The 16,502-nt window shown below is 37.6% G+C and carries 7 protein-coding genes; 3 read left to right on the top strand and 4 right to left on the bottom strand.

Annotation, left to right across the window (positions count from 1 at the left end; translation table 11 throughout):
• Positions 1 to 50: 50 nt before the first annotated feature.
• The 3 genes from ubiB to gyrB form a co-directional block, all read right to left on the bottom strand.
• The gene (gene ubiB, locus ACFIJJ_RS00660; protein WP_375622027.1) at positions 51 to 1,637 is read right to left on the bottom strand and encodes a 2-polyprenylphenol 6-hydroxylase; all 1,587 of its coding nucleotides are present in this window, start codon (positions 1,635 to 1,637) and stop codon (positions 51 to 53) included.
• Positions 1,638 to 1,639: 2 nt separating this feature from the next.
• On the bottom strand, positions 1,640 to 2,422 hold the full coding sequence (gene ubiE / locus ACFIJJ_RS00665) for a bifunctional demethylmenaquinone methyltransferase/2-methoxy-6-polyprenyl-1,4-benzoquinol methylase UbiE (protein WP_375622026.1): 783 nt from the start codon (positions 2,420 to 2,422) through the stop codon (positions 1,640 to 1,642).
• A gap of 118 nt (positions 2,423 to 2,540) precedes the next feature.
• Positions 2,541 to 4,973: a DNA topoisomerase (ATP-hydrolyzing) subunit B gene (gene gyrB / locus ACFIJJ_RS00670; protein ID WP_375622025.1), complete on the bottom strand. Its 2,433-nt coding sequence runs from the start codon at positions 4,971 to 4,973 to the stop codon at positions 2,541 to 2,543.
• Between the two features lie 898 nt (positions 4,974 to 5,871).
• Here gyrB and ACFIJJ_RS00675 point away from each other — a divergent pair.
• Complete coding sequence (locus tag ACFIJJ_RS00675; RefSeq protein ID WP_375622024.1) at positions 5,872 to 6,789, top strand: transporter substrate-binding domain-containing protein; 918 nt, start codon at positions 5,872 to 5,874, stop codon at positions 6,787 to 6,789.
• Positions 6,790 to 6,800: 11 nt separating this feature from the next.
• On the opposite strand, the gene ACFIJJ_RS00680 is transcribed toward ACFIJJ_RS00675, so the two are convergent.
• The gene (locus tag ACFIJJ_RS00680) at positions 6,801 to 8,333 is read right to left on the bottom strand and encodes a YifB family Mg chelatase-like AAA ATPase (RefSeq protein ID WP_375645653.1); all 1,533 of its coding nucleotides are present in this window, start codon (positions 8,331 to 8,333) and stop codon (positions 6,801 to 6,803) included.
• 408 nt (positions 8,334 to 8,741) lie between these two features.
• On the opposite strand from ACFIJJ_RS00680, the gene ACFIJJ_RS00685 reads away from it, so the two are divergent.
• Together ACFIJJ_RS00685 and ACFIJJ_RS00690 are read left to right on the top strand one after the other, a co-directional pair.
• Positions 8,742 to 10,706: an autotransporter assembly complex family protein gene (locus tag ACFIJJ_RS00685; RefSeq protein ID WP_375622022.1), complete on the top strand. Its 1,965-nt coding sequence runs from the start codon at positions 8,742 to 8,744 to the stop codon at positions 10,704 to 10,706.
• Positions 10,706 to 15,364 carry a translocation/assembly module TamB domain-containing protein gene (locus ACFIJJ_RS00690; protein ID WP_375645654.1) on the top strand — a complete coding sequence of 1,553 codons (4,659 nt, stop codon included), beginning with the start codon at positions 10,706 to 10,708 and terminating at the stop codon, positions 15,362 to 15,364. Before ACFIJJ_RS00685 ends, ACFIJJ_RS00690 begins: the two co-directional genes overlap by 1 nt.
• Positions 15,365 to 16,502: the final 1,138 nt, after the last annotated feature.

Genomic DNA, 16,502 nt, shown 5'->3' on the forward strand with positions numbered 1-16,502 from the left:
AAAATGATTGCAATGATTTCATTGTTGATATTTTTAACATATCAAGGAGATTAGAAAAGATGAAAAAAGTAAAAAGTAAGAAAAGCGCAACAAAGTGCAATGATGAAAAGACTATAACGACCATAACGGTTTCTACGACTTTGTTCCACAGCAAGTTGTTTTAGGGTAGCAGGAGAAAGATTAAAACCTGTTTTTCTCATTTGATTGAAATCTTCTTCTATCCGTTGGAAATTTTGAACCAATTGTGGTGTTTTGCGTGCCAGAGAAAGGAGAGCTTGTGCTCCTTCACTAAAGTCTTTTGCAACGCCTACGGGTCCTAAATTTTTACTAATCCATTCTTTGACAACGGGTTCAGAAGCTTTCCACATATTAAAAGTGGGATCTAATGTGCGGGCAACACCTTCCACGACAACCATCGTTTTTTGCAGCAATAAAAGTTCAGGTCGCGTTTGCATGTCAAACAATTCAGTGACTTCAAACAATAAAGTGAGCAATTTAGCCATGGAAATGCTTTGCGCTGATTGTCCGTGAATTGGTTCGCCAATAGCGCGGTTGGCTTGTGCAAAGCTTTCAATATTATGGTGTGAAGGAACATAACCTGCCTCAAAATGGGCACGTGCAACCCGATGGTAATCGCGGGTAATAAAGCCGTAAAGAATTTCAGCAAGGAAATGCTTTTCTTTTTTGCCAAGCCTTCCTGTAATGCCTAGATCAACAGCAACAATACATCCTTTTTCATCTACAAATAAATTACCAGGATGCATATCGGCGTGAAAAAAACCATCGCGCAGTGTATGGCGAAGAAAAGATTGAATAAGCGTAATAGCGAGCGCTTTCAAATCAAATCCAGCTTCTTTAAGTTTGGAAATTTCGGATATTCTTATACCATCAATCCATTCCATTGTAAGGACATTACGTCCTGTCCGTTCCCAGTCAATACGTGGAACCCGAAAGCCTGTATCATGTTGAATATTTTCAGCCATTTCAGATATAGCTGCTGCTTCTAGGCGTAAATCCATTTCAAGCCGTGTTGTTTGTGCTAAAGTATCCACCACACAAACAGGACGAAGCCTTCGAGAGGCAGGGATATAGCGCTCTTGTAAATGAGCAATGAGATAGAATCCTCTAAGATCTTTAGAAAAACGTGCTCTGATATTGGGACGAATAACTTTTACAGCACATTTTTTCTTATGGCCAGTTTCATCACTGTATTCAGCTGGATGAACTTGAGCAATAGAAGCGGCGGCAATAGGGGGATAAAAGTTTATGAATAAATCATCAATAGAGCGACCAAGAGAACTTTCAATTTGAGCAATAGCGGCGGTGCAAGAAAATGTTTGGACGCGATCTTGTAGTTGTGATAAATCTTCCGCAATATCACGGCCGACAATATCAGGCCTTGTTGCAAGAAATTGACCAAGTTTTATGTAAGAGGGTCCAAGCTTATTAATGGCATACGAAATATTTTCAGATCGCTGTTTCTTTTTTGTTTTGCGTCGTGCTAATGCACTCGCTATACGATGACATAGCGCTGGAAATCCTTGAAGATCATCATGAGGAAGAGCACTTAAAACACCTTCACGCGTTAAAACCCATCCTGCACGCATCAATTGAAAGTAAGGGGAAATTTGCACCATTTTTAAATTTTCCAACCTGAATGCAGCGCTGCAATCGCACCGGTGAGATTGCGGTATGATATCCGCGAAAACCCCGCATGCTTGATCATATGGGCAAAATCATCTTGCTTAGGAAATTTGCGGATAGATTCAACCAAATAACGATAAGCATCGCCATCATTTGCAATAAATTGACCAAGCTTAGGGATAGCATGGAAAGACCAAAGATCATAAATTTTATCCAACAGAGGCATTTCGACATTTGAAAATTCTAAACATAAGAAACGTCCACCGGGCTTTAAAACACGAAAAGCTTCTCTAAGAGCTTGATCAATATGAGGAACATTGCGAATTCCAAAAGCAATCGTGTAAGCATCAAAGCTTTGATCTTCAAAGGGGAGATTTTCTGCATTGGCTTCAACAAAATCAATCAGAGGGGCAAGACCATTTTTTTGTGCGCGTTTTTTGCCAACGCTGAGCATTGAGCCATTAATATCAAGCACTGTAGCATGGGCTTTTTGGCGTGAAGCATTAAGAATACGAAAAGCAATATCACCTGTACCGCCAGCGACATCAAGAACTTTCCAATGAGAAAGTGCTGGTGGGGAAAGCCAAGCAATCATGGAGTTTTTCCACACACGGTGTAGCCCTAAGGATAAGATATCATTCATCTTGTCATAATTTTCAGCGACAGAATGAAACACACCATCCACCATGGATTGTTTTTGTGTTTCATCTACTCTTGTAAAACCAAAAGAGTGCTCCATACCACCCTTAGTTCCTACACGTTCTGTTTCAATTGCCATGTATATGATCTTCCTTATTTTTCTTTTATCGTAAATGAAATAGAGAGGGAATGTTCAACTACGAAAAAACAACGTATAAAACTACGACATTTACACAGCCAAAAACAGAAGAGTACCTTTAGATATCAAGATTGGCAACGCTTAAGGCATTGTCTTGAATAAAAATACGTCTAGGTTCAACTTCATCACCCATGAGACGAGAAAAGAGTGAATCTGCATCGGTTGCATCATTAATTTTTACTTGTAAAAGAGAACGTGCATTGGGATCAAGCGTTGTTTCCCAAAGTTGTTCAGCATTCATTTCCCCAAGACCTTTATAACGTTGAAGAGTAACACCTTTTTTACCGTTTGTAAAAATGCTCTCTAAAAGGCTCATAGGACCAAAAATATGCTCTGTTTTATCTTTGCGACGTAAAAGAACAGGAGGATGATATATGTCGAGAAAATTTTGGGAAATGCGATCAATTTGACGTGCGTCAGTTGAATTTATAAGTCCCACATCAAGCGTAACAACATCTTTAACACCACGCAAAATACGCTCAAAACATAAACTTCCATCTTCTGTATATCGTCCACTCCAACCTTGTTCCATATCATCAGCAATCAGATTAAGGCGGTGTGCTACAGTATCTGCTATTTTTTGCGCTTTTTCTTGTGTTGCAAAGACTTCAAGATTAAAAGCACCAACAATTGCTGCTTGCTCAACAATATTGCGGTCATAACGGGTATGAAGACCATTTAAAAGCTGACGTAATATACGAGCATCTTTCGCGAGTTGATACAAATCAGCCCCTGCACGAACTTCTCCCGTTGAAAGCTCAAGCGCTGTTTCTTCTAATCCAGTATCGATCAAGAATTCTTCAAACGCTGCTTCATTTTTAATATATTGGGAAGATTTTCCACGCGATACTTTATAAAGAGGAGGCTGAGCAATATAAAGATGTCCACGTTCAATCAATTCAGGCATTTGTCTAAAAAAGAAAGTGAGTAGAAGAGTGCGAATATGGGCTCCATCAACGTCCGCATCTGTCATGATAATAATCTTATGATAACGTAATTTATCCGGTGAAAATTCATCTTTACCGATAGACGTTCCAAGAGCTGTAATAAGTGTTCCGATCATATCAGATGAGAGCATGCGGTCGAAACGTGCTCGTTCTACATTGAGGATTTTACCACGGAGGGGTAAAATTGCTTGATTTTGACGAGAACGCCCACTTTTTGCTGACCCCCCAGCTGAATCCCCCTCAACAATAAAGATTTCTGATTTTGCAGGATCACGTTCTTGGCAATCGGCAAGCTTTCCTGGTAGAGAAGTGATATCAAGCGCTCCTTTTCGCCTTGTGAGTTCACGTGCTTTGCGTGCTGCTTCACGTGCTGTTGCAGCTTCCACCACTTTACTAATGAGAAGCTTTGCTTCATTAGGATGTTCTTCCAGCCATATCGAAAGCCCTTCATTGACCAAATTTTCAACAATAGGGCGCACTTCAGAAGAAACCAATTTGTCCTTTGTTTGTGAAGAAAATTTCGGATCAGGAACTTTGACAGAAAGAATAGCTGTTAATCCTTCACGGCAGTCATCACCGGTTAAGTTCACTTTTTCTTTTTTGGCAATACCTGAAGATTCAGCATAGCCATTAATTTGGCGTGTAAGAGCACTTCTAAAACCTATCAAATGAGTTCCACCATCACGCTGAGGAATATTATTGGTAAAACACAAAACCTTCTCATGATAGGAATCGTTCCACCATAGGGCAACATCAACGCTCATACCATCCTTTTCACTTGCAATATAAATGGGATTATCAAGGAGAGCTTTTTTTGATTGGTCAATATATTTGACAAACTCCGTTAATCCACCTTCATAATGCAATTCAACTGATTGAATATCAGCATGACGCTCGTCAACAAGAAGAATATGAACCCCAGAATTTAGAAAGGCCAATTCCCGTAAACGGCGCTCCAAAGTTTCGAAATCAAATTCAACCATAGTAAAGGTTTCAGAGCTTGGTAAAAATCTGATTTCTGTTCCACTTTCTTGATCGCAATCGCCAACAACTTTTAATGGAGCATCAGCCACCCCGTGGGTAAATGATATTGCATGAACTTTACCATTGCGTTTGATTTGCAATTTAAGCCAAACGGATAATGCATTCACAACAGAAACACCAACACCGTGCAATCCACCTGAAACTTTATAAGAGTTTTGATCAAATTTTCCGCCGGCATGAAGCTGTGTCATAATAACTTCAGCGGCAGAAATACCTTCTGTTGGATGAATATCTGTCGGAATTCCACGTCCATTATCACGAACAGAACAAGAACCATCAGCATGGAGTGTGACGTTTACAAGAGTAGCATGACCTGCTAAAGCTTCATCGATAGCATTGTCTACAACTTCATAGACCATATGGTGTAAACCCGATCCATCATCAGTATCACCGATATACATACCAGGACGTTTGCGTACAGCATCAAGACCTTTGAGAACTTTGATAGACGCGGCATCATAGTCATTGCTTTGTGCTGGTGAGGTTATTTCATCACTCATAAGTTAGTCCATTCCTGTGTTCAATTTACAATATTTTATCCGCTTTTTTTAAAGCTCAATGTTCTGATCAGTTATTTATGGAATAACCACATTAAACATTTACCGTATATCAGATCTAGATTCAATATCTGTCGATATATAATGGAAAGAATGATGAAATGATATAACACCATTATACAGTAAAATATCGTCATTTAGGGTGATAATATAAGACAATTAAGCAACTGTTTGATATATTTAAGTATTTTTACAGTGCGTGGTAAATATTCAGGGCAGGGCTTGAAAGCCTTTAGTTAAGTGAATTACAATGGGAAGACTAAAGAAATTAAAAGCGTAATTTATCGAGAGAAGCTGACTGTTTACAGAACAACGTTGGTACGAATCCTTTTCCTTTAAAATTTCAGGATGAGGTCAATTACGCTTTACGTAAACTTTAAACGTAAATTTTAAAATTATGTGAAGAGTGATATTATTGTTTATTTTTGCATATGCATAATATTTCAAAATTAGTTGTGCATCTTTATGTTACACTAACGAAGCTTTTACTTTCTTACTTATAAATCAATCTTCAATCTTAATGAAGTTAATATTACGCGTTCTCTAAGTTTTTTAACTTTTTGTATGTTAAATTGAGGTGAGAATATTGTGTATATTTGTTTGCATTATTCCTGTCCATGGAGGTTACATTTCTTATTCAAAATAAAACACCATTGTGCGGCTTATTCACGCACTTTTTTAAGAAGCATTTTCAATGTATTTTAAAAAAATATATGAAAATTTTTAACAGTTTTAGAAAAGTGCAAGAATTTTATTGATTAAGCGCCAGATATTTTGGTGAAGTGCATTAGATAATAACTGAGAAGAGTTACATCTTAGCTTTGAAAATGGGGGAGAGATTTTGAAAATAAGAAAACCTATATATGTAAAACAACTTCTTCAATTGCGTTTACGGTACTTTTTACTCAATAATTTATACAATATTTTTATTCGTATTTTATTTGTAGCAGGGGGTTTTCTATTTTTCTCTTATGCAGAAGCTAAAATAGTTGGAAACTTACCTTCTTTTTTTGATTCGCATGAACATTTGGTACAACCTGATACAACGGATATTGTTCGTTTGCGTTTTGTAACAACTTTTGATTTTCCTCCTTTTAATTTTCTTGATCAAACGGGGCATCTTGCAGGTTATAATATCGATTTATTGCGTGCTATTTGCTCAAAATTAAAATTAGAGAAACTTTGTGAGGTAGAAGTTGTTCCTTGGAAAGAGCTCGTGGAGCATGTGAAAAATGGTGGTGCAGAAGTTATTATTGCGGGTTTAAAAGAAACAAATGAAACTCAGCAAGATCTTGTTTTTACAAAGTCATATTTGCGCTTTCCAGCGCGATTTGTTGCTTCTCGACTTTTAAATCTTGATGAGCCAATAAGCGATCAATTAATACATTTAACCAGTGGTGTTTTGTCAAAAAGTGTTCACGAACAGCTCTTTCATTATTATTTTCCTGAAGCCAAATGGCAAGGATTTAAAAAGAGAGAAGAGCTTTATAAAGCATTACAAGAGCGTAAAATTGACCTTATTTTTGATGATGGATTTGCTTTATCGTTATGGTTCAAAAAACAAAAATCTGTTGATTGTTGCCATTTTGTTGGGGGGGCATATATGGCACCACAGTTATTGGGACAAGGAATGCAGCTTGCTGTTGCAAAAAAAAATGAAAAATTGGTTGATATACTCAATTATGCGCTGAAATCACTAGAAGAAGATGGTAAACTTACAGAACTTTATTTGCGTTATTTTCCAATAAGTTTTTATTGATGAATAGTTTTTTAATTAAGGGCTGTTAATCTTTCTGCGCCTAGTCGATAGGAAATAGCTTCTGCGAGATGATAGCGTGAAAGAGTATCTGATCCGTCAAGGTCAGCAATTGTGCGTGCAACTTTGAGAATGCGATGATAAGCGCGTGCAGAGAGGTGCATTTTTTCACTCACATCTCGTAAGAGTATGGTCGCACTTTTATCAGGAATGGCAATCTGTTCTATAATTTTGGCAGGGCAATCGCCATTGGTACGAATATGATCAAACCCCATTGTTGAAAAACGTTTAGCTTGAATGGTACGGCACCGTGCGACGCGTTTGGCAACATCGCAGCTTTTTTCTGATTTTTCTGGTTGCATAAGGTCCATAGCCGTCAAAGCAGGGACATCAATCCGTAAATCAATTCGGTCAAGCAGAGGACCAGAAATACGGGACTGATAATCGATTTGACAGCGTATTCCTTTAGCGCAAACATGGTCTTTTTCGCCTGCCATACCACAACGGCAAGGATTCATTGCGGCAATGAGTTGGAAGCGGGCAGGATAGCTAATATGGTGATTAGCGCGGGCGATAACTGACTCCCCACTTTCTAAAGGTTGACGAAGAGAATCAAGAACCTGTGGAGAAAATTCAGGCAATTCATCAAGGAATAACACACCATTATGAGCAAGGGAGACCTCTCCTGGTCGTCCTTTAAGTCCTCCACCAATCATTGCGGCCATGGAAGCAGAATGATGTGGGGAACGAAAGGGGCAATGAAGTGAAATGGTATTATGAACCGTTTCTCCTGTAATAGAAGCAATCAGAGAGACATCTAAAAGCTCACGGCTATCAAGAGGTGGCAAAATGGAAGGTAAGCGTTGCGCTAGCATAGATTTTCCAGCACCAGGGGGACCTACAAACAAAAGGTTATGGCGTCCAGCAGCACAAACTTCTAAGGCACGTTTAGCTGTTTTTTGTCCTTTGATTTCGCAAAGATCTGGAAGTTCAGTTTCGATAGTATATTGGCGCGGTTGTGGACGTTTTTGAATTTGGGTTCCTTTGAAATGGTTGACTATAGTGAGCAAAGTCTCTGGGGCAAGAATATTTATTTCTGCATTTGCCCAAGCAGCTTCAGGTCCACATTGGAAGGGACAAATCAGTCCTTTATCGAGTGATAAAGCTGTCATGGCAGCTGGTAAAACACCATTAACAGCGGTAAGTGAACCATCCAGCGATAATTCCCCTAAAATGATATAGTCTTGTGCTACTTCGGGAGGGAGAATTCCCATAGCAAGCATTAAGCCTACGGCGATCGGCAAATCGTAATGCGATCCCTCTTTAGGCAAATCAGCTGGTGCAAGATTAATCGTAATTCGTTTAGTAGGCATAGAAAGTCCACAAGCGTGGAGGGCTGCTTGTACACGTTCACGGCTTTCTGCGACTGCCTTATCGGCTAATCCAACAATAGCCATTCCTATTTTACCAGACGAAATCATAACCTGTACATCGACAGGAATGGCTTCTAGACCGCGAAAAGCAACAGTTGTAATACGTGCGATCATTTATTTATTTTCCCCCTTTAGACTTGGTAGAGACAATCATATCTATTTATAAAAATCAAGAAGCATCTCTATAGCTTTTTTTATAGAGAGAACTATATACGTGGGCAGTTTTTTAGCATTCCCATAGAAAGTCATTTGTACAAATTTAACCATGATGATATGGAACGCAATAAAACATTTATAATAAGCTAAATAAATATGTTAAGAAAAAAAGAATGAGGCTGTTCGTGTTATACAACAGTACAGAATTTTATGAAAATATAAGGGGAGGATAACGTTATGTATCGCAGAGTGTTATTTGATGTGATAAAACGTGTAAAATGTGCAAAGTAATTATATTTACCTTTCTTATTTTTATATTATTTAAAGCGTAGTAGATGCAAAGTGTATTATAAGGTATCTGATTTTATGGTATACCAGACAAGAATTTTGTTAAAATCAGGGACTGTGCGCTGTGTATTTATAGGTTTGTGTTTTACTTTTACTTTTCCACAGCCACTTGCTGCATTTGATTTTTTCGGCATCCCTCTTTTTGGTCAAAAGAAAACAAATTCTTCTTCACATTATGCCAAAAGTACAGAGAAATTTTATAAAGTTGATGTTGTTGCACCGCCAGGTGCACCATTAGAAGGTATAAAAATAGTTAAATCTGTTTCTTCTCTTGTTGCTGATAAAGAGAAAGCATCTGCCAGTTCTTCTGGTTTGCTAGCGAAGGCGCGTTCAGATTATCGAGCAATTCTTTCAGCTCTTTATGCTGATGGACGCTATGGTGGTGTTATTAGTATTAAAATTAATGGCTTAGAAGTCGCTGATTTAAGTCCGGTAACTCAACTTCCAGCACAATCCAATATTGTTATTACAATTAATGCTGGTCCACAATATGTTTTTAGTATTGCCAATATTGATAAAGTAGCTCCGTTTGAAAAACGTAAAGCGCATAAAATGCCCACAATTGAAGAATTGGGCTATAAAGTTGGGGCTATTGCTAAATCTGAAACCATTTTGAAAGCAGAAAAATGGGCGATAGAAGGATGGCGTCAACAAGGTTATGCTAAAGCTGAAATTATGAAGAGTGAAGTCGTGGCTGACCATGCTGCGTTGCGTGTTGAAGGACGGATTGTTGTTAGTCCTGGACAAAAGGCTTATTATGGTCCTTTAAGCGTGCGTAATATAAGTAAGAAACCACGTGTAGATTCAGCTTATATCGCGTGGATGACCGGATTAAAACCAGGACAGATATACGATTCCGATGCATTAGCTAAGGCAAATGAACGTCTTGCGCGCCTTGGTGTTTTTCGTGCTATCAATATACGTGAGGCTGATACTATTAATCTAGATGGACGTTTACCGCTTACGCTTGTTGTACAAGAACGTAAACCGCGTCGTTTTGGTGTAGGCGGTAGCTATTCAACTTTAGACGGTGCTGGTTTTGAGACTTATTGGATGCATAACAATCTTTTTGGTCATGCAGAGACTCTTAAAATTGAAACAAAAATAAGTGGTGTTGGTAGCAATAAAAAGCAATCATATAATTTTAAAAATTTTGATTATCTTTTCGGTGGCACATTTGTAAAGCCCGGTGTACTCACGCCAGATACAGATCTCAGGTCAGAATTAAAAATACAACAAGATGTTTTAGAAAATTATACGACAAAAGCCATCAAAGGAAAATTAGGTATTACGCATATTTTCAATGGTAATCTATCGGGACAGGCTGCTGTAGAAGTTTCAAATGGTTATTCACGTGATATCTATTTTGGGAGCCGTAATTTTACAACAATAGGTTTCCCTAGCGGTTTGATTTACGATAGTCGTAATAGTAAGTTTAATGCAACAAAAGGTTTATATGGTGAAGTTTTCATTGAGCCTTTTTATGAGATGCGTTTTAGCAACTTTGTTGCAAAAGTAACAGCAGAAGGTCGTTCTTATTGGGCGTTGGATGAAGGGGGTCGTTTTGTTGTTGCTGCACGGGCGAAGCTTGGTACAATTCTTGGGAATGATACAGCACAAGTTCCCGCAAGTACGCTTTTTTTTGCTGGTGGTGGGGGCTCTGTTCGTGGTTATGCTTACCGTAATATTGGTATCAAAACAGAAGATGATGCGGTTGTTGGTGGACGGTCGCTTATTGAGGGGGCAGCAGAATTGCGTGTTTCTTTAAATGATAAAATAGGGTTTGTCGGTTTTCTTGATGGAGGTTTAGTAGGGGAAAAGGCGAATTTTGATTTTTCTCAAAAAATTAAATGGGGAGCCGGTATAGGAGGTCGTTATATGACGGGTCTTGGTCCTTTACGCGTTGATTTAGCCTTTCCTTTAAAGAGAGAGAAGGGTGACCCTCGCATTGGTTTTTATGTGGGTATAGGGCAAGCATTTTAATGAAAAAAGGTGTACGTTTATCAGCTTTCTTCTTTGTATTTTTGTTTTTTGGGGTGGGTGGTTTTGTTTTTGCGCAAAGAGGAGACATTCTTCCCTCTAGCGAAATGAAAACAGATGATCGCTCATGGTTTGTTTCTTTAATTGAACGAAAGCTTTCAGCGCCTAATCGTCAAGTTCGTTTACACAATATGCAAGGGATACTGTCTTCTCAAACATCAATTGATACTATTACTGTCAGTGATAAAAAAGGGGTTTGGCTTAAAATTACCAATGCTAAAATGGATTGGAATCGTCTAGCGTTGCTGAGAGGGCGGATGGATATTAACCAGCTTTCGGCAGAACAGGTTACATTTTTACGCAAACCGCAAGGCAATTCTTCTTTTGTTTCTTCCCTTGAGACGGGTAAGTTCTCTTTACCAAAATTGCCACTTGCTCTTTCTATCAATACACTTACAGCTCAACATGTGACATTTGAACAGAATCTTTTTGGTTTTTCTGCTGATATGTCCTTAAAAGGCAAATTCACTTTGGCTAGTGGTAATTTTGATATCGATATAGCGGCGCATCGTTTAGATACACTGGGTTCTTTTTCTGTTCTCACCAAGATATCTGATAGTAATCGTACAGCTAAAATTGATATTTCTGCTAACGAACCACAAAATGGTATTTTGGCGAATATTTTTAACATTGAACAACGTCCAGCATTAAGTCTCGTCGTGAAAGGTGATGGTACTTTTGATGATTTGGTTATCAAACTTTCTTTAGAATCCGATCATCATTCTATTTTAGATGGTAATGTTATTCTTGCAAGCGTTCCAGAAGGACAGAGTTTTTCTACGAAATTAGAGGGAACACTGAGCCCTTTAATACCTGTTCAATATCGTAGTCTCTTCGAATCTGATATAACATTAAAAGCAAAGGCAAGAAGAACAAAAGAAGGTGTGACACACCTTGATCAGATGGTTATTCAGAACAAAGCAATGAATGTTATAGCCAATGCTGAAATAGCCGCCGATGGATTCTTGCGACGGCTTTTTGTTGATGGCAAAATGGCTCTTGATAACGAAAAGGAGTCTATTCATTTACCTATATCAGAAGTGCCAAAACCTGCGAATACTCTTGCTTTGAACATTGACTATGGTCGCGAAGGGCAACAATCTTGGAATGGGCGGTTGGTTGTAGGTCATTTAAGCAATAAAAATATTTATATTCGTGATGCAATTTTTGATATGGGAGGAGTAAGCGAAAATCTTGATAATGCAGCTTCTCGTCATGTTGGTGTTCAGGTTAAAGGGACGCTTCAAGGGGTTAAAAAGATTAAGGGAGCGTTAGTAGAAAATTTAAGCCAAGCGGTTCATGTGCATTTAGATACGGATATTGTTTCGAACAAACCAATTTTGATTCATGATCTGAGTGTTACGGCTCAGGGTTTTTCTTCTTGGTTAAAAGGGACAATGGAGAATTTTGTTTTTAAAGGCGATCTCGGTTTAAAAGCTCAAACATTAACTCCTTTGGAAGTGTTCAGTAAACAATCACTTTCTGGTAGTGCAGATATTAAAGCCAAAGGAACGATCAGTTTATTGAGTGGCATTTTTGATCTCCAATTATCAGGAATGGCTGACGATATGAAAATAGGCATGCAGTTTTTTGATCGTTTATTCAAAGGAAATACTACTCTTTCAGGTGGAGCTGCTCGAAATACAAAGGGCTTCACTTTACGTCATTGGAATTTGAAAAATCAATATACAAACATAAAGGCTAATGGTTATTTTTCAGATGAAAGCGCTAAAATGGAATTATCTGCTCAAATATCTGATTTGTCCAAATTAGATCCGAAGATAAGTGGTGCACTTACAATTCAAAGTACGGCGAGAGGGCGCAATCGCCATATAAGACTCAATACACGTGCTAATGTGGCTGAAGCGTTTTTCATGGGGAAGAAACTTCAAAACACAACATTTAACATAGATGCATTTGTAGATAATACGGCATCAGTTACTTCTTTAACGGGGGTGGTAAAGGGTGAAGGGATTTTTGCTAAGAAACCTTTGCATTTATCGGCCTCTTTTGAAGATTCTCATAAAATTCGAAAACTTGAAAATATCGATATTAGGGGGGGAAGTGCAAAAATAACGGGTGATCTTTCTCAACAACTTGGCGGTTTTTTGAAAGGAGCGCTGCATATTGATGCCGATGATATTTCCGTACTTTCAGCGTTATTTTTGCAGGATGGTAGTGGAAAAGTAAAAGGAGATTTTATTTTTGATGAACAAAATGGCAGACAAAAAACCAATGTGAAGGCGCATGTTAACCATTTGAATTTTTCCAAGAATAAAATAAAAAAATTGGCAATAGATGCTGACATATTCGATCCTTTTGGCATGACTCAGTTTGAAGGAGTTATCAATGCAGAACATATTCAAACACCTTTAGTAATGGTCAATCGTTTAAATGCTCACGCTGATAGGAATAATGGACAAACGGTTTTTACTGTCCAGGCGATGTTGCATGATACTCTCAATGCACGGCTTTCTGGTCGTTTAATGGTTGAGGAACTTCCAGAAAGTATAAAACGAGAAGTGCAAATTGAAGCTGTGGACTTAAAACAACATACTTTTCATGCAACATTGCCGAAGCCATCTATAATCTCTTTTGATAAAGATGGAATGACAATCAATGAATTAGGAATTGCAATAAATGGGGGCAACATCATCTTAGCAGGAAATATTCAAGATACCCTGAATTTACAACTTACAATGAATGCCCTTCCTGCTACTTTAGTCAATTTGTGGAAATCCGATCTTGGTGCAGCAGGGAGTGTAACAGGGCAGGTTATGATTCGTGGTCATTTAAAAAAACCTGATATAACTTACGATATAAAAGGTGAGGGACTGACAACCGTTGCTTTTCAAGATAAAAAAATTATGCCTTTTTCTCTTTCTGCTACGGGAAACACTGTAGATCAAAATCTTACTTTGAATGCAAATTTAACAGGAGAAGGAGTACAAGCACAAGCTCAGGGGCGTGTATCTCTAGAGAAAAATGCGCTTGATCTTCATATTAATTTGCAAAATTTATCTGCACGTTTGGCGAATGGTTTTATTGCAGGACAAGCGCTTGATGGGACAGTGATAGGTAAAGTTGATATTGGCGGAACAATGAAGGATCCATCTGCTCATTTTGAGCTTTCTAGTCAAAGTTTAACCGCTATGACGCATAAAGGACCGATGTCAATCAATATAAATGCTCGTGGTTCTTATAAAAAATCGACATTTCATATTGAAAATATGATAGCTACTGGAGATAAAGGATTAGATCTTTCCATCCATGGGCCTGTATCTCTTAATGGTTCAGAGGCAAAATTAAACGTTAAAGGGATAATGCCTCTTGATTTTGTTAATCTCTTATTAGCTAAGCGTGGTGCACATATAACGGGTACAGCAAGAATTGATACAGCTCTTAATGGGTCATTATCAAAGCCACAATTGATAGGAAATATTTCTATAGGCGACGGTAGCTTTTTTGATTCACAAACAAATGTAGGATTAAATAATATAACAATTGAAGGCAAATTGAAAGGTGATCATATCCTTATAGAAAAAGCTTCAGCTTCTTCGTTTGAGGGGGGAGGAATTTCTGCTTCAGGTCGTATCTCTAATGGTCTAGAGACAGATTTGCTATTTCATCTTGATAATGCCAATTATAATGATGGTTCTATGATTCTGGCAACATTATCAGGTGAGATGACAATGACAGGCCATTTTTTAAATAGTCTTGTTCTTGGTGGTGATATCATCGTTGAAAAAGCTGAAGTTTTTGTTCCTGATCATTTTAAAAGTGCAAAATTTCTTGATGTTAGAAATAAGAATTTAACTAAATCGATTCAAACAACACTTGAACGTGCTGATGTTAAGAATACGAACAAAAGCAAAAGCCGTATAGTTACACAAGAATCTTCATCTGTCGTGCTATCAAATATGCGTATTACAGCACGCAATCAATTTTTTGTACGCGGAAAAGGCTTAGATGCAGAACTGGGAGGACGCATTAATCTAGCAGGTCCATTGAATGATGTGCATCCAGTTGGTGAATTTAGAATGATTCGTGGACGTTTTGATATCCTGTCGCAACGTCTTAATTTTGATCAAGGACAAGCGAGTTTTAGTGGTAATCTTAATCCTACGGTTTATTTTGTAACCAACAATAACAGTGGTGATATTCGCGTCACTGTAACTGTAAGTGGGACGGTTGATAATCTTGATATTAATTTTTCATCACAACCAAATTTGCCTCAGGATGAGATTTTGGCGCGTTTGATTTTTAAACGCTCTCTTAATGAATTATCACCATTTCAGATTGCTCAACTTGCAGCAGCAGCGGCTGATCTTGCAGGTAGTTCTAGTACATCTTTGTTGAATACTTTACGAACTAAAATTGGACTTGATGATCTTGATGTTATCGTTAATGAGAAGGGGAATACAGGCTTACGTATTGGACGCTACATACACAATAATATTTATTTGGGCTTTGAAGCAGGGTCTGATGGAATGACGAAAGGGACAATTAATTTAGATATTTCGCGTCATCTCAAAGCTAAAGGTGCCATAGGAAATGAACAAAATTCTAGTATAGGTCTCTTTTATGAAAGAGATTATTAAAGATTGAATTTTAAAAAAACAATTTCTTCGTTTTTTGTCTCTCATTTCTAAATCTGAGGAAGGAGGCATAGACTAGAAATCCTGTAAAAGAAGAAGCTTTTTGTTGAGGCGTGAAGAGAACTATCTGAAATATTCGATTTTTTGTTTATGCGATTCTCTAAAGGGACAAAATCTTCACGAAAGATAGTATGTTATTTTGCTGCTATATATTTATTTTAGAGAAATACCTCATTCTCAATTCCATTTCATGCTGTTGTCTGAAGAGTATAATGTAGAATTCATAGGGTATAGATTTTATTTTCAAAAGCAGTTGAAGCAATATTTTTATAATAATGAAAATGACCTATTATTTCACATTTTTGTTTATTGTATTCTTGAATGAGATCACTTTTCTTATGACGAAAGCCCTCAAAGCAGAACACCATTGTGTTGCAAATTCACGCGCTTATTTTAAAGAAATATTTCTCATTGCTTCCAAGCTCATTTCACGCTGTCGCTCGTGAATGGTATAACGCTAACTCCATTTGCTCCCTCCATCTTTACGCTTATGGTGGCACATCGTTATATTTTCCAACTCGTTGGTAGTTGCTATAGCCTCTGCATTAAGATGATACATTAGAGGCATTTTTAGTCCTTTCTTGTACAGTTTTTATCCATACATTCATCCTGCTTGTTATGTGCAAGCAAGTGGTTTTGATTGATTCAATATAAACAGGTTGGGAATAAGAGGATCTTACGTTATTCTAGACTCTCATTCAACATGCAAAAATGAATTATTTTTATAAATCAATATATTGCCATTGAAAGCGCGAGGTGAATATTTAGAATAGGGTTTGTTCGTTGAGCCTTGTATAAGTAAATCACATAAGTCGTTATCAGGTAGAACAAATTCGATAAGAATTTGGGCTGTTTACAGATCAGATGGGATAAGAAACTTTGTCCTTTAAGATGTGTGGAGAAAAAATTATCAATACAGAAAAAAGTGATATCGATCCAGATTCATTATCATAATCCACAGCAATTTTTTTTAAACTTGATGCTATCCTTCTTTTAGGATTCACAATATTTACGAATATTTTATAATTTGTGTAAGTAAAGGATAAAGGTTTTTGTTCTCAAGTTTCATTATTAAAATCAA

It is taken from the genome of Bartonella sp. TT29SHDZB (assembly GCF_042193395.1).
In the GTDB taxonomy this organism is placed as follows: Bacteria; Pseudomonadota; Alphaproteobacteria; order Rhizobiales; family Rhizobiaceae; genus Bartonella.

Excerpts from the sequence above, each read along its gene's own strand:
- ubiB (WP_375622027.1), bottom strand. The coding sequence starts at position 1,637 with ATGGTGCAAATTTCCCCTTACTTTCAATTGATGCGTGCAGGATGGGTT.
- ubiE (WP_375622026.1), bottom strand. The coding sequence starts at position 2,422 with ATGGCAATTGAAACAGAACGTGTAGGAACTAAGGGTGGTATGGAGCAC.
- gyrB (WP_375622025.1), bottom strand. The coding sequence starts at position 4,973 with ATGAGTGATGAAATAACCTCACCAGCACAAAGCAATGACTATGATGCC.
- ACFIJJ_RS00680 (WP_375645653.1), bottom strand. The coding sequence starts at position 8,333 with ATGATCGCACGTATTACAACTGTTGCTTTTCGCGGTCTAGAAGCCATT.
- ACFIJJ_RS00685 (WP_375622022.1), top strand. The coding sequence starts at position 8,742 with ATGGTATACCAGACAAGAATTTTGTTAAAATCAGGGACTGTGCGCTGT.
- ACFIJJ_RS00690 (WP_375645654.1), top strand. The coding sequence starts at position 10,706 with ATGAAAAAAGGTGTACGTTTATCAGCTTTCTTCTTTGTATTTTTGTTT.